The following is a 20,422-nucleotide window of genomic DNA, read 5'->3' as shown; positions in this document are numbered from 1 at the left end:
GACAAGGCAACTGCATGCATCACAAGGTCCGCTCCGCCTCCCGGATACGGCGCGCTCCCATCCTCCTCACCGCTCTGCTGGGCGTGGTCACCACGATGAGCGCCTCGCCCGCCCGGGCGGGCGAGGTACACCACAGCCTGGACTACGAGTGGCAGCCGGGAGCCTCTCGGATCAGCATCGGCGACAAGACCGTCGTCCAGGATCTCGGCCCCTTCGGCAAGGCCACCGTCACGGACAAGGTCTTCCGGGACGGCACCGGCAGGGAGGTGTCCCTGCACGGCTGGAACACGTCCGGCGAGACGAAGATCGCCGAGGCGGGCTTCAAGCCGTTCAAGACGACCGCGGACGCCGCGGCCGCCTTCCAGCAGATGCGCAACCTCACGGGAGCCAATGTCGTCCGCTTCCTGATCTCCTGGGAGGGCGTCAACCCGCGGCCGGGTGTCATCGACCACGACTACCTGGACAAGGTCGCCGCACAGATCAAGGAGGCCACCAGCCGCGGACTGCACGTCCTGCTGGACTGGCACCAGGATCTGTACTCCCGGCACCTGTGGCGCAAGGACTCCTGGTTCACGGGAAACGGCGCGCCGCGGTGGGCGGTGCCCGGGGGGAAGGAGTACTGCGGGGTCGTGTGTCCGCACTGGGCGATGAACCTGCAGACCAACGATCTGATCCGGAGCGCCTACCGCAGCTTCTGGAAGAACTCCCCCATCAAGGACCTCGGCAGTCCGGCCGGGCCGCTCCCCGCGGGCACCCCGGCGGAGCAGACGCGGGTCCAGGACGCCTTCGTGTGGCAGATGACCCAGGCGCTGGAGTACCTCGGCCCCCAACTGCACGCCGAGGACCGCGACCACTTTCTCGGCGTGGACCCCTTCAACGAGCCCGCCGACGGCGGTGTCGTCGGCAGCGACTGGTCGAAGTTCGACAACGACTTCCTGTGGCCGTTCTACAAGCGGGTCCGCAAGGTCATGGACGACACCGGGTTCAGCACCCAGCAGGTCTTCGCCGAACCTCTGGTCTTCTGGAACTCCCAGGCGGGCGTCTTCGCCCCGGCGACCGGCGGCCACTACCTCAAGCAGAAGCCCGGCCCCGGCTTCGTCTTCAACAGCCACTTCTACGACTCCGGCCGGATGGGACCGAATCCCGACGGGGTCGACAACAACACCTACCTGCCCCAGCTCCAGGACGTCCGCAACGAGGCCCGGTATCTGGGCATCCCGATGTTCCTCTCCGAGTACGGGATGTGGCTCAACGGGATCGGCGCCAAGGACACCGACCGGATCATCAAGGCCACGTACCAGGGCATGGAACAGAGCGACCAGTGGAAGGCCGCTGACGGCCCCCACCGCATCGACCCGTACACCCCGCTGATCTCCGGTACCCAGTGGCACTGGGACATCTACCACGACAAGCACCACGAGCCCATGAACGGCAACCCGGACAAGGTCATCACCAAGGGCGACGGCTGGAACGACGAGAACTTCTCCGTCGTGGACAAGGGCAGCGGACCGGTGTCGTTCACCATCGACCCGGCCAACGCCGAGCGGGTCTCCCCCCGGGCCGTGCAGGGCGACCTGATGAATTTCACCTACAACGACATGGCCAAGGACGGTTGGAAGGCCCCGCTCGACTGGTACGGGCTCGCTCCTCAGGGCACCGACTCCCACTACTTCAAGGGCAAGAGGTTCGCCCTCGTCACCTGGCGCAGCCGGCATTCCGGCGCCCCGACCGAAATCGCCCTGCCGCCGGGGTTCCACCCGGCGTCGACCGCGGTGATCACCGAGAAGACCACCCGCTTCGGGTTCGGTGCGCAGGACGAGACGCCCAAGAACGTCCCGGACGAGGTGATGATGACGCAGGACTCCGGGACGGATGCCTCGACCGCGCGAGGGCACCGGCTCATGGTCTGGGACGACCCGGAAGTCGGCGAGACCGACGACACCTGGCACTACGCCGTCGTCGTCGCCGACCCGAGTGCGGGCGACCAGGCCGACTTGACCCGCATCCAGTCACAGCTCAACCAGAGCATCGTCCGGGACCACAAGAATCCCGTCGAGCTCCTCGGCAAGCTCGATCACTGACGAACGGCCCGCCGCAGCGGGCGCCCGGCCGGGACCTCCGACCGGGCGCCCGTCCGTGCCGGCCCTTCTGCGCGCCGGCCCGCGAGTCCCGTACCGCGACCCACCACCACGGTGTGGATCCCGCGGGGAGCGCGGTACCGGGAGACCCGCAGTGCTCCTCGCCCACCCCGCCTGCTCAGGAGATGTCCATGACGGCTGTGCCGCATCCGCACCCGGCCCTCCGGCCCTTGTTCTGCCTGCTTGCCGCCGCACTGACGGCGACCGCTCCCGGCAGCGGAGGGCCGGCCTGGGCCGCCGAGTCCCCCTCGTCGCACGCCACGCCGGCCACGTCCTCGTACGGCTTCGGCACCGTGAACGGACCCGGGCAGCACGCCGAGCACGAGCGGATCACTCGCGCGGCGCTCGCCTGCACGCCCGGCCGGGCCGGGAACCAGTGCTTTCAGCCCGCCTCACTCGACCAACTCGCAGGAACCAGAGGGACGTTCGGGGCCGTTGGCAGCCCGGACATCGACGAGATCCCCGATGCCGGGGCGCACTGCGACGACGCGGACTTCCTCGCGGCCCCCGGCTATCCGCAGAGCCGGGCAGCGGCGAGCGCCGCTCTGCGGAACTGCGTGACACACCTGAAGGCGGACTTCTCCCGTGGCGTCGCCCGAGCGGCGGGCATGGCCCCCGGCGGTGAGGTGGACGTGCGCGACGTGAACCTCGAACCGGGTTGCACCTTCGCGCTCGGGATACCCGGGCGCGCCAAGTGCGAGGCGCTGGAAGGCCTGGGCCGTGCCCTGCACGGGACCCAGGACTTCTACTCGCACAGCAACTGGACCGACCACGCCGACCCGCGACGGGCCACCGGCACGGCCAATCCGCCGGGCCTGGGGCGAACCACCCCCGCCCCCTTCCTCCGGCTCGCCGACCCGGCCGCGATCTCCACCGTCCCGACCGCCCTCACCACGGGGTGCTTCACGTTGTTGCCCGGCGGCTGCGCCGGCCGGGTCACCCACGACACGCTGAACAAGGACACCGGGATCATCGACGCGGTCTCGGGCGCCGCAACGGGCCCCACCACGTCGCGCGGCAAGGTGGCCGGAAACTTCGCCGCCGCCGTCGCGGTGGCCGTGGAGAACACCCGCGTGCAGTGGCGGGGCTTGCGCGATGCGCTCGCAGCCACCTACGGGCCGGCCCAGGGGGCCCGCCTGGCCTGCGCACTCAGCCATGACAACCCGGTCCGCGACTGCTGAGTGCCAGGGCCTTCGGGCAGGATCGGGCCGGGCTCGGGCAGCCCGGGCCACACGAAACCGACCCTAGGCGGGCGGGCGGACGCTGCGGAGCCGTACGTCGGTCGTGCCGCCGAGTTCGTCCAGCAACTGCGCCAGCAGAGCACGGTGTTCGGCCAGCCGGTCCGGGCCGAACCGGGCGGCCAGGCGCTCCTCGACGGCCTTCCGGGCGTGTCGCGCCGCGGCAACCGCCGCGCGGCCGTGAGCGGTCAGTGCCACACGGCGGGCGCGGGCATCCTGCGGATCGGCGACACGCTCGACGTACCCGAGGCGTTCCAGTTCGACGACGGCCTTGGAGGCGCCCTGCTGCGTCATGTCCAGTTTGGCGGCCAGTTCCCCGACGGTGGGCCGGGCGTCGTCGACGAGATGCTGGAAGACGTAGCCGTGCGAGAAGCGGAGATCGCCGAAGCCCTGTTCGGCGAGCTGCTCCTGCACCAGCTGGGAGGCGGCGAAGCCGACGAAGAGCGCGAGGCTGCCGGTGTCCAGCTCATCGGTGGCAACGGGATGCGGGGAGCGTTCGGGCACGGCGCCATTGTGCATTCGCCAACTATGGTTGCGCAAATGCGGTTGTGCTGATGTTCCGGGCCCGGGCGGCCCAGCCGGTTGGCCGGACCCCGGCCCTTGAGCGCACCGACAGCGCCGCGTTCGGCGCCTCCTCGACGAGGCGGCACACACCCTGAGGGTGACGACCACCCACCCGTCGACCTCCCGGGCCGCACCGGCCGTACCGCCCTGTGCGGTGCCGAGCACCTCGGTCGGCAGGCTGTGCCGCCGCGGCGCAACGCGACCGGCTGCAAGGGGCGTGCCGATGCGTGGTCGGCTGCTCGACCGGCACCAAGCAGAGCGTCCCGCTCTGTGTGCTCCCCGATGCGTGCCGGGCCGGCGGCCGGATCGTCACCGGGGCGAGGGCGCTGCGCATCCTGCCGGAGCCGGATCGTCCGGGTGGGCCGCGGGCCTGCGGTGTGGTCGTCCGGCGGCCGGACGACAGCGGAGGCGAGATCGCGTTCCGGAGACAGGAGCGTCCCCGGCTGGTCCGCACCGTCCAGGATGTCGTCGCGCCGTCGCGCCCCAGCAGGTCGACCACCGACTGACGGGCGATGGTCTCGTCACGCAGGGGAGGTCTCCAGAAGTCCGGTCGGCGGGACCAGTGGCTCAGCCCGCCTGTCCCTCGGCGAAGGCCCGCCGCGTCTGCGGCGGGCCTCGTCCGGTGGTTCCGGGCGCGCCGGAACCCCGTCAGGTCTTCGGGATGAAGGCGTTGCTCAGCCCGAGGGAGATGTTGCCGCCGGCGCCGGAGTACGTCAGGCCGGCGGCGCCGGAGTTCTGCGCCTTGGCGATGGCCGCGTGGCTGACCGAATACACCTGGTCCAGCTCATCGGTGTCATCGGTCCACCACTTGTCCGGAATGGCGTCCATGATGGTGTTGGCGAGCGGGATGCCGGTCGTGCCGTAGCCGGTGACCGTCAGCAGCGCGTCGACGATCGCCTTGGTGAGGTCCCGGTAGTTGGTCCCGTCGTCCTCCTCCAGGAACACCAGGTCGGCGGAGTCGTAGCCGAAGTGGCTCCAGTCGATCAGGTTCTGGTTGGGGTGGTAGGCGACGCCCGTGGAATCGAGGTAGGGCATCTGCAGGGTCGGCTCGGCGAACGCCTTGTTGTTCTTGTCCCAGCCGCTGACGACGGCGAACGCCTCGGCGCCGCCCTTCCAGAACGGCTCCTCGTTGCTCTGCAGCAACGAGACGTCGTTGATGCGGGTGACGTCCTTGCCCTGCGACGGGTCGGTTGCCTTGGCGGAGCCGGCACCCGCCTGCGTCCAGGCGGCCTTGAAGCCTTCGCTCATCACCTTCGTGCCGGCCGCCACGATCCGGTCGCCGTCGGTGCCCACGATCAGCACCGGGACGTCCGCGGGCGCGGTGGCTCCGAGCTTCACCGCGGTGCCGTCGGGCCGGTATGCGGTCAGTGAATCGGCCCGCCGGTCGGAGGGCTCCGCGGCGATCAGCGGCTGCACGCCCTTGGCCAGCGCGGCCCGTGCCTGGGGGTTGGCCAGCCGTACCTGCAGGACGTTGCCCGTCGAGGCGGGCAGACCCTTGGCGGCGAGGATCGCGTTGTTGGAGGACTCCACCGACGCGCGGAAGTCACTGGTCGACCGGACCGGCAGACGGTCCAGCGCCACCGCGTCCGCCGAGGCCGACAGGCCGGCCCTCTCCTCTTTGACCTGGCCGGCGGCGTACGCCTCCCGCAGGCTCCGCGCCGCCGCCTGCTTCGCGTCCTGCACGGCGTCCGCCCGCGTGGGCTGTGCCCCGGACGGGGCGGTACGCGCGCCGGGCTGCGCCCACGCCCCCGCGGCTCCGCTCACCAGGCACACGGACGAGGCGGCCACGGCCACCGCCGTCCTGATCAGTCCAGACCGGTACATGGTTTTCTCTCCATTGCTCGCGGCGGCGCGTACGGATGCCGCGCCCGCCTCGGTCCACGATTCGGCGCGGCAGCGGGACGTCACCGCTTTGTGGGCCGTGACCGTCCCGGACGCATCACCGCGTTCCGCGCCGAGGACTCATTAAGGCCGCGAGCGGGATGCAGGTCATGGGTAATGACTACTCAACTACGCGTCAGCTGGGGGGTTTTGCCGCGAAAACCACACCTCCTCGGCTGCCGAGGCGCATGATCGCTCCAGGGGCCTGGCCACCGCGCGTCACACCCCCTATGTTCGCTCCAGATCAACGCGTCAAGCACGCAACGGCCCGTGCCGCGCAGGCACTTCTCCGTCTCCCACGGGCTTCCCCCACATGCCCGGTCCCCCGGGACCACGCCACCGGAAGGCATCCCCACATGCCCCTGTCTCCACGCCGACGCCCCCGCAGAGCCCCGCGCACGGCGCTGCTCGCCGCTCTCGCCACCGCCACCGCGACGCTCCTGACCCTCCCGCCGCCCGCGCAGGCCGCGGCGTCCGGGCACGGCTCCTCCGCCGCGGCCGGTGCCGAAGAGGTCCCCGGGATGGACGTGAGCCGTCACCAGGGCACGGTCGACTGGCAGGGCGCATGGAACGACGGAGCCCGCTGGGCCTACGTCAAGGCGACCGAGGGGGCCACCTTCCAGAGCCCCACCTTCCCGGAGCAGTTCCAGGGGGCCCACGACGCCGGCATGATCCGCGGCGCGTACCACTTCGCCCGTCCGGACACCTCCGGCGCGACGGAGCAGGCCACACACTTCGTCGACCACGGCGGGAACTGGACGGGGGACGGCAGCACGCTGCCGCCGGCTCTCGACCTGGAGCACAACCCGTACGGCCCGGACGCCTGCTACGGCCGGGGGCAGGCCGACATGGTCTCCTGGATAAGGGAGTTCAGCGACACGGTGAAGGCCCGCACCGGGCGCGCCCCCGTCCTCTACACCACCAGCGATTGGTGGACCCGCTGCACCGGAGGCGACACCGGCTTCGGCGGGACCAACCCGCTGTGGGTCGCCCGATATGCCGCGTCCCCCGGCGCCCTCCCGGCCGGCTGGTCGGCTCACACCTTCTGGCAGTACGCCAACTCCGGTACGTTCCCCGGCGACCAAGACCTCTTCCACGGCTCCTATGACGAGCTGAAGGCATTCGCCAAGGGCTGACGGCACCCACGACGAGGGCGGGCCGCGTCGCCGCCGGGCCTCGGGGCGCCGTCGCACGCTTCCTCCGTGACGCGCGCGGCAGCGGATTCGTCGGCGCCTCCATCCGCGAGCACGGGCTCCCGGAAGTCCTGATCGGTCGGGCCGTCTGCGCCGTCGCGGCCCAGTGGCCGCCTCCTCCGGCCTGCTCCGTGCGTGGCCCCACGCATCGATCTCCGAGCGGTGACGGCACCGGAGACGGCCTAGTCGGGTCGATGCGACCGGCGCCCGCGGAGCCGGATCCGGCCGCCCCGCGCGGGGACGATCGTCACCGACACGAGTCGCGCCGGCTCCAGCGGGCCCGCCGGCTCGGGGACGGCCGCCGCGAGGATCTCCCTCAGGACGGTCTCGGTTTCGAGCTGGGCCAGCGACACCCCGATGCAGCGGCGCACGCCCCCGCCGAACGGCGTCAGCGAGTAGGGCACCGGGGCCGTGCCCAGGTGGCGCTCGGGCCGGAAGGCACCCGGCTCCGGCCACAGCTCGGGGTCGAGGTGGGTGAGCGAGAACAGTGCCGCGACGAACGCGTGCCGCGGCACGGGGTGGCCCCCGAGCTCCGTGTCGTGCACCGCGGTGCGCATGGCGTGGTGAACGGCGGGGCGCAGTCGGCCGGACTCGTTGACGGTCGCCTTGAGCAGTCGGTCGGAGCCCGAGTCGAGGTCGGCGATCAAGTCGTCGCGGGCGGCGGGATGGTGAGCGAGCAGATGCAGCGTCCAGGCGATCGTGGTCGCCGTGGTCTCGTAACCGGCCAGTACGAGACCGGTCAGCTCGTCCAGGAGCTGTGCGTCGTCCAGCCCGGCTCCGTGCTCGTCGCGTGCGTCGAGCAGCAGCGACAGCACGTCGTCGCGGTGGGCGCGGTCGGGCGCGGCTCGGCGCGTGCCGATCTCCTCGCGGGTCAGGTCCCGCACGGCCGCGCGGAGCCGGTGGAAGCGGCCGCCCGGGGAGAGCGGTCCGAGGTCGCGCTGCAACGGCTTGGGCAGGAACAGTACGGCGAGGTTGCCCGTGCCGACGAAGGAGTTCAGCGCATGGCGGAACGCCGCGACCCGGGCGGGGTCCTCGAGACCGAGGACGACCCTCAAGATGACGTCGAGTGTCAGCCGCTGCGCCCAGGGGCGCACGGCCACGCCGTCGCCGGACAGCAAGCCGGGCAGTGAGGCCTGTACGAGTTCCCGCACCCGCTCCGTCCAGCCGATGATCCGCGTCCCGTGGAACGAAGGCAGCAGGAGCTTGCGATGGCCCAGGTGCCGGGGCGGTGGCGTGCAGATCAGCGATCCCGCGCCGACCGCGGGCGCCAGCAGGGCGGCCGCGTCACCTCCTTCGAACCGCGCGTGGTCGGTCAGCACCGCCCGGTTGACCGCGGCGCCGGCCGCACACACGAGGGCGCCGCGGTAGGGGGAGGTGCGGAGCGAGAAGACCGGTCCGAACCGCCGGCGGAGGGAACCCGCGTAGCCCTGGGGGTCCAGGAACATGCGCGCTGTCTGCACGGCCCGCGGCGCGCGGGCGGCCGGCGGGAAGAGCCGGGGGGCCCACGACGGCTCGCGGGTGAACGCATCGCTCATGGCCTGTGGCGCTCCTCGGAACGGCGGGTGGGGACAGTGAGGCCGGGCAGGAGCGGGTCGCGCTCAGTCGATCGGTGCCGACTGCCAGGGCCCGGCGGGGTCGTCGTAGGCGGCGTCGTAACTGTCGGTGGCTATGGGGGCCTGGAGGATGGTGTCCGGAACGGCGAAGGCCTCCACGAGGGTGAGTGCGTGGGGGGCCAGCCCGGCACTGACACGGTCGACGGCGGGGGCCAGATCCCGGACCGCTTCGGTGGTGAGGTGCCCGTCCGCCAGCAGCAACCCCGCCCGAGGCGCGAGGTGTTGCAGGACGAACAGTTGGAAGACCTGCGTGAGCAGGCTCCGCGTGGCGTCGTCGCCGACGCGGTCGGCGGCGGCCCGGAGCGCCTGGGCGGCCCGCCGGGTGGCATACGCGTCGACGAGCTCCAGGGCCGGGTTCACCGCGTGGTTCCAGCGGTCCATCGAGTCGGTGCTCGGCTCGCCGAGCCGGCTGCGGGCGTACTCGAGGCAGCGCAGTTCGTACCGGACGAGCAAGTCGAGCAGGAGAGCGCAGTCGGTCAGTGCGCCGGTACGCACGGCGGGGGCGGGAGGCGGGCTGTAGCCGCGCCCGACCAGCATGTCGGCGCCGGCCTTCATCCAGACGACCAGGTTGTCCCCTTCGGCCGTGATGGCGCCCTCGATCGGAGTGAGCAGGTCGACGATGCGGTTGGCCGACAGCAGCCCCTGAGCGCCGCAGCGCTCCCGGCACTCGATCACGATGCCTCTGGTCTGCCACGTGATCCAGCCCTTCGCCGCCGCGACGAGGACCTCCGCATCGGCCGACTCGGTGGCGTCCGGGCCCGCACAGCTGCGGGTGGCCTCGCGCAGCAGGGACGTCGCCGCGTAGGCGCGGGCCACGGCCCCGAGCAGTCGGGTCTGGTGGCAGCGGTAGGCGAAGACCGGGACGCCGGACCTGCTCGCCGGGGCGAACGTGTGCCGACGGTGGGCATACCGAACGGCGATGGTGAGGCACGCCCGGGCGCCGGCCAGCGCCGCCGCGCTCAGGCAGAGTTTGCCGGTGGTGACGCGCTCGATGGACCGCAGGAACCGGCGGCGCCGGCTGCCGAGCGTGCTGCGGAAGGCCCCCTCGGTGGTCAGGACCGCGTGCTCACCGGCCAGCAGCGCCGTACGCGGGAGCACCACCCGGTCGAACGAGGTGATGGCGTGATCGACGGCGGACCCGGGCATCCGGGAGAGCGGGCGCACCCGGACACCGGGCAGCGGCCCTTGTCCGTCGCGCAGCGGGACGAGGAAGAGGAACACGCCGCAGTCCTCGTCCCGGACGATCAACCTCGCCGCGACCAGGCCGCTCTTGGGCCCGCCGGCGGAACCGGTGTTGGGCATGAACTTCTGGGCGCCGCGCGAAGGAGTGTGCAGGACGAAGGTGCCGGATTCCGGCTGGAGGGTCGCCGTGGTCCGCAGCTCGGCGGCGTTGTTTCCGTAGTCGAGCTCGGTGATCAGTACGGTGCCGTACTGCCGCAGTCGGGTGAACGGCAGGCGGTCCACGGTGCGTCGGGGGTCGAGGCGGAGCAGGCTGCCCAGGAACAGGTTGTAGTGGATGGTCGCCAGTGTCGTCAGGGTGCCGTCGACCACCCCCAACCATTCGTGTAAGGCGATTAGTTGATCCGTCGCCGCGACCAAGTCCTCGACGTTCTCGATCTCTTCATTCACGACCCGCAAACGCTCATAGGCGAGTTCGGAACGCTCTGAAGGTGACAATCCATCGCGGTAGCGGAAAACGTCCCGACGGAACAGATTTGCCCAACGCCTGTGCAGATCGTCGAATCGCCCGTCGAAGAGCACGTCGTTCAGCACCTGCACCCGGTCCACGAGAACGGCGCTGTCCTCCGCCGTGGCGCCGCCGGCGCCCGTTCCCGCCACCGTGATCACGTCCAAAGTGGGTCTACCTCACAATGTGCCGAAAAGCAGATGACTTGCGGTATTGGCGGGGTCCTCATCGCAGTAGTACTGCGTAGCGGCGGTCATCAGCTGGTCCTTGGCCAGTTGCCCGTTCCCCTCGGTGAGCCGGTCGAAGGTCGCGCCGGCCTCGGTCGCCGGGACACCGATGGCGGCGAGGACCACGACGAAGTCCTCCCTGCCGACCAGGCCGTCGTCGTTCCTGTCGGCGAGGTGGAAGCCGGCGTGATAGAGGGGGCCGACCAGCGTGTCGAACGTGTCGCTCACCTGGCGCAGGGCCCGGCGGAACTCTTCCCTGTCGATCCGGCCGTCGCCGTCCGCGTCGGCGGAACTGCGCAGGGCCCGCCAGTAGTTCATCATCTCACCGGCGTACTTCTTGCCCTTCTGGGTGTCTTCCTCGCGGGAGGCGGCCAGAACTCGGCCGGCCATCAGCTCGAAGTCGTCTTCGGCGATCACCCCGTCGCCGTTGGTGTCCAGCAGGGAAAAGAGCTTTTCGTACTTCTGGTCCAGCAGTGCGCCCATATGGTCCTCCAATGCGGGAAGTTCACCCGAAGCGGGTTCGAGAATACTGGACGGCATTCGGGTGAATCCATCCATTGTGAGAGCCCCTATCGAGTGAAATATGCATGCCACAATTGACGTCCTTATCGATGCGTAGCTGTCGTTGAGGGCGATCAGGGTGAGGCTGAAGATCTCTGGGCGGCAAGCGGTGCCGTGGCGCCGGCGGTAGCGGTCGCGGTGGCGGTGCTCAGGCTGTGGCTTCCGGTGCTGAAGGCCATGGTCTGGCCGGGTAACGGCAGCCCGGTGACGGTGTCTTCACGCCGACGCAAGCTGGAGGCCCTTCGCCGGCCTGGGGGCGGATCAGCACTGCGCCGACAGATGCTGCGCTTCGGTCGCGCCGCACTCGTCGGCATCGGAACCTGCGGCCCCGCCTATGCCGTTGTCCCGCGATCAGGGCGATGAGCCGATGGGCAGCAGGGCGACCGTGGCTTGTGCGGCGCCGGGCCGCCGTCGTAGGAGCACGTGAGCAGGCCGGACGCGCTGCGTTGGGCCAAAGCCGCGGTGAGGTTTTCGGGGGACCTGCGCCCTCGTCGTGATGGCCGCCTTGGGCGGCGGGCGGCGGGCGGCGGGCGGCGGGCGGCGGAGGGCGGTGCTGTCCCGCGCCGCAATGACCGGTTCTCGCCTGTCCGGGAACGGCCGCTACTGCGAGGCTCATGGCTCGCACTAGCACCCATGCCGCTTAAATACCCCTTTATGGGAAGGAACCCTCATGCGTGCCAGACTTGCCACGGCTGCCGTGGCGCTCGCTGTCGCCCTGGGTGGCGTCACCCTCGCCCCTGCCGCCCAGGCAGCGACCGCCCACAGGCCCCCCGTGGCATCGCTTGCCAGGACGGCAGGGGCCGGGTTCCAGGTGGGGGGTTTCTGGACCATCTACCAGAGCAACTCGGCCAACGCGACGCTCTCCGTGGCGCAGGACGCCGAGGGGAACCTCACGGGCACAGCCAGGACGGGAAGTTCGACGACGGGCACCATCGAGCAGGGGTTCGTGGACGGCAGCTCGATCTACTTCGTCATCGCCTGGAGCGACGGGTCAAGGGGCCGTTACATCGGCTCCCGCGGCTCCGACGGCCGCCTCAGCGGAGTCACCACCGACCTGGCCCACCCCACCAGCCAGGCCACGTGGTACACCACCTGGACGTTCTGACCTGACGCCGCGGAAGCGGCAGCCTCCCCCGGAACGTGGTTCCGGGGGAGGCTGCCGCTCCAGGCAGGGGTACTCCTCCGTGGTGCGCACCACGCTCTTGACGGGGGAGGCCCTGTCCGGGGGCCCGGTCAGTGTTCGGAGGGTTGAGAAACAGGCTCTGAGTAGGACGACGGGGCGGCTGGGCAGCACTGGACCGCGTCGGACCTGTGCAGGGCCTATGACTTACGGGCGATGCCGCCGGCGATGCACCGCTGGGCCGCGTTCTCCTCCTTGAGCTGCGGGCCGTCCGGCCACCAGTCGCCACAGGGAACCAGGCCTGGGGGAACCATCTCCAGGCCATTGAAGAGCCCCTGCAGTTCGGCCCTGGTGGAGAAGGTGCCACTTCCCATTCTGCTGTGCAGGAACCTGTCCTCCATCTTCCGGGCGACCTGGCTGTGCTCGTCCTCCGGGTCCAGGAAGTGACTGATCGCCACGTACGAGCCCGACGGCAGCGCGTCGATGTAGGCGCGCATGATGTCCTTGCGAGAGCGCGTGTCCTCGCCCTTGTAGTGGTGCAGCGTGCCCATGTGCAGCAGTGCGATCGGCTCGTTCCAGTCCAGCGTGGACCGTACGAGGTCATTCTGCAGCAGCTCCTCCGGTTCGAAGATGTCCTCGCAGACGAGGACGGTGTTCCCGTTCTCCTCCAGCAGTGCCCGGCTGTGGGCCAGTACCGCTGGGTCGTTGTCCACATAGACGACCCGCGAGTCCGGGTTGACCCGCTGCACCACCTGATGGGTGTTCTCTGCGGTCGGTAGGCCCGAGCCGCAGTCCAGGTACTGGGTGATGCCTGCCCGGCCCGCCAGGAACCGGCAGGCGCGGATCAGGAAGGCGCGGTTCTCGACTGCCAGGTCCGGGACCTCCGGCACGGCCTGCTGCACACTCCGAACTACCTCGCGGTCCACCTCATAGTTGTCTTTGCCGCCCAGGAACGCGTCGTACACCCGCGCGATACTGGGTCGCGTCGTATCGATATATGCAGGCACGGAGTCGTCGGACGTAGCGCCGGCCATCGGGCACCTCACGGGAAGTCTCGTAGACGGGATGGGCGTTGCACAGCGCGGTGTGTCACTGCGTCACGAAGGGGCCGGTCGATCAACTGGCCCTCATCCGGCGAAGGTACCGAACATTTCCCTGGTGGGTTGCGGCCAAAGGCCGTACCCACTCCTTCGCGTGGCGTGGAACAACATCACGGCCGCCGCCCAGGTTTGAGCCCGGAAGCAGGTCACGGAGGGGCCGCTGCCTCGTCGGGCGCTGGAAGACGGCACCAGCTGCCGGACGCCGGTGAAGTGAGCTGCCGTTTCGGGTTCAGGGCAGGCTGATGTGCTGTCCATCGCCCGCATGCGATGTCGGCCCTGGACATCCCGGGGGGCGACAACAGTCCTTACGCCCGGCCGGCGGGCACCTGCTGCCCCTGGAGGCTCCCGCCGAAGTTGCGGCGACACCGGAGGTCTACGGTGCCGCGCCGGAGTGGCTCTCGATCATGTGATCAGGAACATCCGGCTATCGGGGCGGGCGCTCAGCCGCCGCGGCGCACCCGGGCTGCCTTGCGGGCCTCGGCGAGCTTGCGGGCCTCGGTGGCCTTGCGGGACTTGCCGCCGGTGGTGCGGGAGGTGTCCTTGCTGGTGCCCAGGCCGCGGAAGGGGGTATTGGTGTTCTTGGCCCGGTGGGCGGCGGGCCTACCGTCGAGCGCGGTGCCGGAGGGGGGCTTGGCCCCGGTGATCCGGCTCAGCTCCGCCTCACCCGAGCGCACCTTGGTGGTCGTCGGCGCGATGCCGGCCTCTGCCATCAGGCGGCTCATCTCCTTCCTCTGGCCCGAGAGGACCAGCGTGACGACGCGGCCGGACACACCGGCCCGGGCGGTGCGGCCCGCGCGATGCACATAGTCCTTGGGGTCGGTGGGCGGGTCGACGTTGACCACGAGATCGAGGTCGTCGACGTGCAGGCCACGGGCCGCGACATTGGTCGCCACCAGGACGGTGAGCTGGCCGCTCTTGAACTGCGCGAGGGTCCGGGTGCGCTGCGGCTGGGACTTACCGCTGTGCAGGGCCGCGGCATCCACCCCGCTGGCCCGCAGGTGCCGGGTGAGCTGGTCGACCGCGTGCTTGGTATCCAGGAACAGCAGTACGCGGCCGTCGCGGGCGGCGATCTCCGTGACGACGGCATACCGGTCGGGGCCATGAACGACCAGCACATGGTGGTCCAGGGTGGTGACCGCGCCCGCGGACGGGTCGACCGAGTGGACGACGGGGTCATGGAGGTAGCGCCGGACCAGGTGATCGACGTCGCGGTCCAGGGTGGCGGAGAACAGCATCCGCTGGCCGTCGCGGTGCACCTGGTCGAGCACCTCGGTGACCTGCGGCAAGAAGCCCATGTCGCACATCTGGTCAGCCTCGTCGAGGACGGTGATCCGCACCCGTCCCAGGCCACAGGCCTTGCGCTCGATGAGGTCATGCAGGCGGCCAGGGGTGGCGACGATCACCTCGGCCCCGTCGCGCAGCGCAGCGGCCTGCCGGCCGATCGACATGCCGCCGACGATCGCGGCCATCCGCAGCCGGAGCGCGTCGGCATACGGGGTGAGTGCTTCGGTGACCTGTTGGGCCAGCTCCCGGGTAGGCACGAGGATCAGGGCGAGGGGGTGCTTGGGCTCCGCGCGCCGCCCTGCCGTCCGTGCGAGCAGCGGCAGGCCGAAGGCGAGGGTTTTGCCCGATCCGGTGCGCCCGTGCCCCAGGACGTCGCGTCCCGCGAGGGCGTTGGGCAACGTGGCCGCCTGGATCGGGAAGGGCTCGCGCACGCCGAGCTCGGTGAGCGTCCGCAGCACCTCGGACGGCAGTTCCAGGTCGGCGAAGGAGGCGACCGGGGGCACCGTCGGGGTGAGGGTCACTGGCGGGGCGAGGTCGCCGTGCGCGGTGCCGAGGTGGTCCGGGTGGTCCATGAAGAGCCTTCCGTATGCGGAACGTACCGAGGAAGGCCCGGCAGGAAATGAGCAGCCGACGAACAAGGGGAAACGGACGGGCAGAAGCGCCAGCCGTCACAGCCATCACAGCGGTCCAAACGTCTGAGGCTAACACAACGTGACAGTGCGCTCCGGCGCTGTGGGCTGATCGCTCCGACTGCGTACGGTGACGCGACACACGCCGAGAGTCGTTCCGACGCGCCTGACCGAGCTCTCCCTCAAGGCGCCGTCATCACGGACGAGCAGCCAGCACCTCGAAGACGGCCGGCGCTGCTCCTTGCCCCACTGCCGATCCCGGGCGCGAGGAGTCAGCCCGCCACCGCGAGAGCGCGTAGGGGTGGGATGGGTGGGATGGGTGGAATGACCGAGGTGCGGGGAGGGGGGTGGTGCATAGGCCTCGGGAATCACCGTGCCTAGCCTGTTCCGACGCGCCGGACCGCTCACCGCTGGGCCCACCGCCGCACCCGACGCCCCTGCCCGCACCTACCCGAGCGAGCCCTTCGTCATCTGTGACGTCTCACCTGCGGGCCGTTACCCGTGGATGTACTGGTCGGCCCAGGCGCTGATGATGTGGGCGGCTCGCTGCGCTTGTCCTCGTGCCGTCAGGAGATGGTCTGCTCCTTCGAGCGAGACGAAGCTTCGCGGGTGCCGCGCCTCGTTGAAGATCTCCCCGGCGTTGGCGATGTCGACGGTGTTGTCGGTAGGCGAATGCAGGACGAGCAGCGGCAGGTCCAACTCGCCTATTCGGTCGCGCAGGTGAGCTCGGCGGACGTCTTCGACGAAGGCGCGCTTGAGGACCAGGGTCCTCCCGCCGACGAACCACTCGTGCGACCCCTCACTGAGCACGCGATCCACGACAGCGTCGTACTGTCGCTCTACGTGGCTGGGATCGACCGGCGCCCCGATCGTGGCGACCGCGCGGACGCCGGTTGCCTCGGCCGCCGCGGCCAGGACGGCGGCGCCTCCCCATGAGTGCCCCACCAGCAGGTCTGCCGGAGTTCCTCGCTCCGCCATCATGGCTGCGGCACGGATCGTGTCCTGGACCTTGACGGTGAAGGAACCGTCCCCCCAGTCGCCGTCGGAGTCCCCGATCCCGAGGTTGTCGAAGCGCAGCATGCCGATCCCCTCGCGTGCCAGCTGCTTGCTGACCCGCGACGCGGCCGGCGAGCCCTTGCCGAGGGTGAATCCGTGCACGAATATCCCCCAGCCGCGGATCTCGCCGTCCGGCAGGTCGATCGCTCCGGCCAGTTCGGGGCCGACGACGCTCGGGAATCTCACTTTTTCGCTCATGTTGTGATCACCTAGACAAGGGGCTGTACGTGGAGCAGGGAAGACCAGGGTGCCACCGGCCGGCGCCACGCGCGCGCTCCGGGCAGGGGAGCAGCGAGCGCGGTGCCTGCCGTGATCGGCGCGTCAGGCGGTCGGCTACTGGTCGGAGGACTGCTCGGTGGTGAGCAGTGCGGTGATCTCCTCGGCGAGGTGCGTGCCGAGCTCGCCCCAGCCGTCCTTGTAGCCGTAGACGCCGGCCAGGGTACGGGCCTCGTAGTCGCCGTTCATGATCTCGATGTCGGTGGCCGTGATGAGTGCCGGGTGGGCGACGCCGACGGCCGCCGAGATCTTCCTCAGCTCCTTGCGGAGGGTGCGCAGGTAGACAGCGGCCCGGGTGGCCTTCGAGGTGGGGTCGAGGCCGCGGGCCAGCCACGGGTTCTGGGTGGCGATGCCGGTGGGGCACTTATCGGTGTGGCACTTCTGCGCCTGGATGCAGCCGATCGACAGCATCGCCTCACGAGCCACGTTGATCATGTCGGCACCCAGTGCGAAGGCGACCGCGGCGTTCTCGGGCAGGCCGAGCTTGCCGGAGCCGATGAAGGTCAGGTCATCGGTCAGCCCCCGCTCGGCGAAGCAGCCGTAGACCCGGGAGAAGCCCATCCGGAAGGGCAGCGACACCGAGTCGGAGAAGGTCAGCGGCGCCGCCCCGGTGCCGCCTTCGCCGCCATCGATGGTCACGAAGTCGACACCACGGTCACCACGCGCCATCAGCGTGGCCAGCTCCTGCCAGAATTCCAACTCGCCCACCGCGCTCTTGATCCCGACCGGCAGACCGGTCTCGGTGGCGAGCAGTTCGACGAAGTCGAGCATCGAGTCGACGTCGCTGAACGCGGTGTGCCGCGACGGCGAGGCGCAGTCCTCGCCGAGCGGGATGTCGCGGATCTCGGCGATTTCCTGGGTCACCTTCGCGCCCGGCAGCATCCCGCCCAGCCCTGGCTTGGCGCCCTGGGAGAGCTTGATCTCTATCGCCTTGACCGGGGCGCCGGCGACCACGTCCTTGAGTTTGTCGATGTTGAAGCTGCCGTCCTCGTTGCGGCAGCCGAAGTAGGACGTACCGATTTGCAGGACGAGGTCGCCGCCGTTGCGGTGGTACGGGGAGAGACCGCCCTCTCCCGTGTTCTGCATCGTGCCCGCCAGCGCCGCGCCTTCGTTGAGCGCCGTGATCGCCGCGCCGGAGAGCGACCCGAAGCTCATCGCCGAGATGTTCACCACGCTCGCCGGCCGGAATGCCTTGGCCCGCCCGCGCGGCCCGCCCAGGATCTTGGCCGAGGGCAGCGGGGCCTGCGGGTCGTGCGCGTCGGGCAGCGGGCCGGCGAACGTGCGCTGCTTCAGGTACGCGTGCCCCTGCATGTGCTCGACGTCGTTGTCGGTTCCGAACCCGAAGTAGTTGTTCTCGCCCTTCGCCGACGCGTAGATCCAGGTGCGCTGGTCACGGCTGAAGGGGCGCTCCTCGTCGTTGGAAGTCACTATGTACTGGCGCAGCTCCGGCCCGATCGTCTCCAGCAGGTACCGGGCGTGCCCGATCACCGGGAAGTTCCGGAGCAATGCGTGCTTCTTCTGGACAAGGTCACGAGCGGCCACCAGAGCCAATGCTGTTGCGGTGGCCGTGGCGATGCTCCGGGCGCGCATGAACGTTCCTCTTCTCGATGCTCGACTCCCTCGCCATGCGGTGGAGTCGTCGTGTCGTGTCGGGCGTCGGGCGGCGGGGCACGACCCCGCGGGCGTCAGCGTCCGTCGGAGAACGCGAAATGATATTAGGGGCACGCTCGGAGAGGCGTGGGGGCAGGGTCGTCGGGTGGGGCGGTCGGCCCGGTTGCACTCACCCAAGGGGTTCGCGTCCGGCTGCTCGGCGAAAAGTGGCGACAGGAGCGTTCGGCGTCGACGGCGTGGAGAAGTCGGTCGGCGCGGGTGCGGGCGCAGGGCAGTGGCTTCGTCTGCTGGTGGGAGCTCTGTGCGGTCTGCTCGAGCCGGTGGACGAGGCGCGCGCGGCCGTCGAAGACAGGGCGGGGCTCGGCCCGCGCTGCGATGGGTCGTCGGCCGCCACGGCACGAGCGCGTATCGGTGGGATGACCGATGTGCGGGAGGCGGGGGCGCGGTCATAGTCCTCGGGAGATCGTTCGCGGGTGGCCGTGGTGCACCCGGTTTTTGAGAGGAACTCCTATGGACACGTATGCGGATCTGGTGCTTTTCGGCGGGCGGGTGGTCACGGTCGATGCGGAGTTCTCCGTCGCCTCGGCCCTGGCGGTGACCGGCCGGATCATCAGTGCCGTCGGTGGGTGGGACGACGTCGCGCCGCTCGTCGGACCCGGTACCCGCGTCGTCGACCTCCGGGGGGCGACGCTGCTTCCCGGTATCAACGATTCCCATCTGCACGGATGCGCCTTCGGCATGACGACGCCGCCGCTCGCCCTCGACCTCGGTCATCCGGCGGTGTCCTCCCTCGCGGAGGTGGCCGAGGCGGTGAGCGAGGCCGTCGGGCGGGTTCCGGTCGGGCAGTGGATCGTGGGGCACGGCTGGGACACCGGTTACCTCGACGAGTGCGTCTTCGATCCGTCGCGGCTGCCCTCGCGGTGCGACCTCGACGCCGTCAGTCCGGACCACCCCGTCGTGCTGTATTCCTTCTCCGGGCACGCCACCTGGGTCAACTCCACGGTACTGAAGCTCATCGGGATCGACCGGCACACCATCGCGCCGCCCGGCGGGGCCATCGTCGTGGACGAAGCCGGGGAGCCGACCGGGCTGCTCCACGAGGGCGCCCAGGCCCTCGTCCAGAACGCGCTGCCGCCACTCAGCCGGCAGGAGAGGACCGACGCGATCAGGTCCACCCTCGCCACGCTGGCCCGGCTCGGCGTGACCAGCTACACCGAACCCGGGCTCGGCCCCGGCGGCGACAGCATCATGCGCGGCGCGCTCGGCACGGAAACGCTCGACGTCTACCGCCGACTGCTGGCCGACGGCGAACTCACCGCCCGCGTCGGCGTCCTGCTTCTGCCCACCGGAATGGCGAGCACCGCCGACGAGTTCACCCGCGCCCTCACCACCCTCGCACCCCGCACGGCCCCCGGCGGGTCCGGCGACGCCGCTCCGCGCCGCCTCACGGTCCACGGCGTCAAGATCTTCGCCGACGGCATCGTCCCCAACAAGACGGCCTGGATGCACGAGCCGTACGTCGGCGGCGGCTGCGGCTCCCTATGTGTCGGCGGCACCACCGACGCCGAGCGGATCGCCGAGATCGACGTCATGATCCGGCATGCTCACGCCGCCGGGCACCAGTTGGGCGTCCACGTCACCGGCGACCGGGCCATCGACACCGTCACGGACGCCTTCGCCGCGGCCATGGCCGAGCACCCGCGCCCCGACGCCCGCCACTACGTCATCCACGGCGACTTCCTCACCGCGCACAGCATGAAGGTGCTGGCCGCGCACGGCTTCGGCGTCAACATGAACCCCACCATCAAGTGGACCGTCGCCGACATGGAGGAGGAGTTCGTCGGCGCCGGCAGGGCCGCGTACGCGTGGCCCTATCGCGACGCCATCGATGCCGGCGTGCGGGTCGCGAGCGGGTCCGACGCCCCCGTCACATACCCGGACTGGCGCCAGGGCGTCGCCACCATGGTGCTGCGCGAGTCGAAGGCCGCCGGCCGGGTCAGCGGCCCCGAGCAGCGCATCGGCCTGGCCGAGGCGATCCGTACGTACACGATCGACGCGGCCTGGCAGGACTTCGCCGACGGCTGGAAGGGCTCCCTGGAGCCCGGCAAGGTCGCCGACCTCTGTGTGCTCGACGGGGATCTGCTCGCCGCCGACCCCCACGACATCCCGGAGATGCCCGTCGTCCTCACCGTCGTGGACGGGCAGGTCGTGCACGACACCCTGCGCGATTGACGTAGTCCGGAC

15 protein-coding genes are annotated in these 20,422 nt (G+C 70.4%); 6 read left to right on the top strand and 9 right to left on the bottom strand.

The annotated features are described in order from the left end of the window. Positions 1–14: 14 nt before the first annotated feature. Entirely contained in the window at positions 15–2,081 is a 2,067-nt protein-coding gene (locus AB0411_RS21530; RefSeq protein ID WP_366418872.1) for a cellulase family glycosylhydrolase, read from the top strand. Between the two features lie 188 nt (positions 2,082–2,269). Then, positions 2,270–3,319: a CinY protein gene (locus tag AB0411_RS21525; protein WP_366418871.1), complete on the top strand. Its 1,050-nt coding sequence runs from the start codon at positions 2,270–2,272 to the stop codon at positions 3,317–3,319. A gap of 63 nt (positions 3,320–3,382) precedes the next feature. On the opposite strand, the gene AB0411_RS21520 is transcribed toward AB0411_RS21525, so the two are convergent. Further along, a complete protein-coding gene (locus AB0411_RS21520; protein ID WP_366418870.1) occupies positions 3,383–3,880 on the bottom strand; it encodes a MarR family winged helix-turn-helix transcriptional regulator in 498 nt (165 codons plus the stop codon). A 209-nt stretch (positions 3,881–4,089) separates the two neighbouring features. On the opposite strand from AB0411_RS21520, the gene AB0411_RS21515 reads away from it, so the two are divergent. Continuing rightward, positions 4,090–4,446: a GMC family oxidoreductase N-terminal domain-containing protein gene (locus AB0411_RS21515; protein ID WP_366418869.1), complete on the top strand. Its 357-nt coding sequence runs from the start codon at positions 4,090–4,092 to the stop codon at positions 4,444–4,446. A 142-nt stretch (positions 4,447–4,588) separates the two neighbouring features. Here the strand turns inward: AB0411_RS21515 and AB0411_RS21510 are convergent, their stop codons facing one another. Then, complete coding sequence (locus tag AB0411_RS21510; RefSeq protein WP_366418868.1) at positions 4,589–5,764, bottom strand: DUF3103 family protein; 1,176 nt, start codon at positions 5,762–5,764, stop codon at positions 4,589–4,591. A gap of 413 nt (positions 5,765–6,177) precedes the next feature. Between AB0411_RS21510 and AB0411_RS21505 the strand changes: the two genes are divergently transcribed. Then, the gene (locus AB0411_RS21505) at positions 6,178–6,957 is read left to right on the top strand and encodes a lysozyme (RefSeq protein ID WP_366418867.1); all 780 of its coding nucleotides are present in this window, start codon (positions 6,178–6,180) and stop codon (positions 6,955–6,957) included. A gap of 239 nt (positions 6,958–7,196) precedes the next feature. Here AB0411_RS21505 and AB0411_RS21500 read toward each other — a convergent pair whose 3' ends face one another. The 3 genes from AB0411_RS21500 to AB0411_RS21490 all read right to left on the bottom strand — a co-directional run bounded on the left by AB0411_RS21500 (position 7,197) and on the right by AB0411_RS21490 (position 11,024). Further along, positions 7,197–8,549, bottom strand: coding sequence for a cytochrome P450 (locus tag AB0411_RS21500; protein WP_366418866.1), 1,353 nt, complete (start codon positions 8,547–8,549; stop codon positions 7,197–7,199). A gap of 63 nt (positions 8,550–8,612) precedes the next feature. Further along, positions 8,613–10,475, bottom strand: coding sequence for an acyl-CoA dehydrogenase family protein (locus tag AB0411_RS21495; RefSeq protein WP_366418945.1), 1,863 nt, complete (start codon positions 10,473–10,475; stop codon positions 8,613–8,615). Positions 10,476–10,493: 18 nt separating this feature from the next. Then, positions 10,494–11,024 carry an EF-hand domain-containing protein gene (locus AB0411_RS21490; protein ID WP_366418865.1) on the bottom strand — a complete coding sequence of 177 codons (531 nt, stop codon included), beginning with the start codon at positions 11,022–11,024 and terminating at the stop codon, positions 10,494–10,496. A 748-nt stretch (positions 11,025–11,772) separates the two neighbouring features. On the opposite strand from AB0411_RS21490, the gene AB0411_RS21485 reads away from it, so the two are divergent. After that, positions 11,773–12,207, top strand: a complete 435-nt coding sequence (locus AB0411_RS21485; RefSeq protein WP_366418864.1) for a hypothetical protein — start codon at positions 11,773–11,775, stop codon at positions 12,205–12,207. A gap of 215 nt (positions 12,208–12,422) precedes the next feature. Here the strand turns inward: AB0411_RS21485 and AB0411_RS21480 are convergent, their stop codons facing one another. The 4 genes from AB0411_RS21480 to AB0411_RS21465 all read right to left on the bottom strand — a co-directional run bounded on the left by AB0411_RS21480 (position 12,423) and on the right by AB0411_RS21465 (position 18,157). After that, complete coding sequence (locus AB0411_RS21480; protein WP_366418863.1) at positions 12,423–13,256, bottom strand: SAM-dependent methyltransferase; 834 nt, start codon at positions 13,254–13,256, stop codon at positions 12,423–12,425. 506 nt (positions 13,257–13,762) lie between these two features. Beyond that, positions 13,763–15,178: a DEAD/DEAH box helicase gene (locus AB0411_RS21475; RefSeq protein ID WP_366418862.1), complete on the bottom strand. Its 1,416-nt coding sequence runs from the start codon at positions 15,176–15,178 to the stop codon at positions 13,763–13,765. Between the two features lie 552 nt (positions 15,179–15,730). After that, positions 15,731–16,489 (bottom strand): alpha/beta hydrolase family protein, encoded by a 759-nt coding sequence (locus AB0411_RS21470; protein WP_366418861.1) that lies wholly within the window; start codon positions 16,487–16,489, stop codon positions 15,731–15,733. Positions 16,490–16,624: 135 nt separating this feature from the next. Further along, positions 16,625–18,157 carry an FMN-binding glutamate synthase family protein gene (locus tag AB0411_RS21465; protein ID WP_366418860.1) on the bottom strand — a complete coding sequence of 511 codons (1,533 nt, stop codon included), beginning with the start codon at positions 18,155–18,157 and terminating at the stop codon, positions 16,625–16,627. A gap of 531 nt (positions 18,158–18,688) precedes the next feature. Here AB0411_RS21465 and AB0411_RS21460 point away from each other — a divergent pair. Continuing rightward, a complete protein-coding gene (locus AB0411_RS21460) occupies positions 18,689–20,410 on the top strand; it encodes an amidohydrolase (protein WP_366418859.1) in 1,722 nt (573 codons plus the stop codon). Positions 20,411–20,422 lie beyond the last annotated feature (12 nt).

Origin of the sequence: Streptomyces angustmyceticus (assembly GCF_040701845.1) — a bacterium.
Taxonomy (GTDB): domain Bacteria; phylum Actinomycetota; class Actinomycetes; order Streptomycetales; family Streptomycetaceae; genus Streptomyces; species Streptomyces angustmyceticus_A.
Note: the sequence above shows the minus strand (reverse complement) of the source record. Positions and strands in the feature narration are given on the sequence as shown.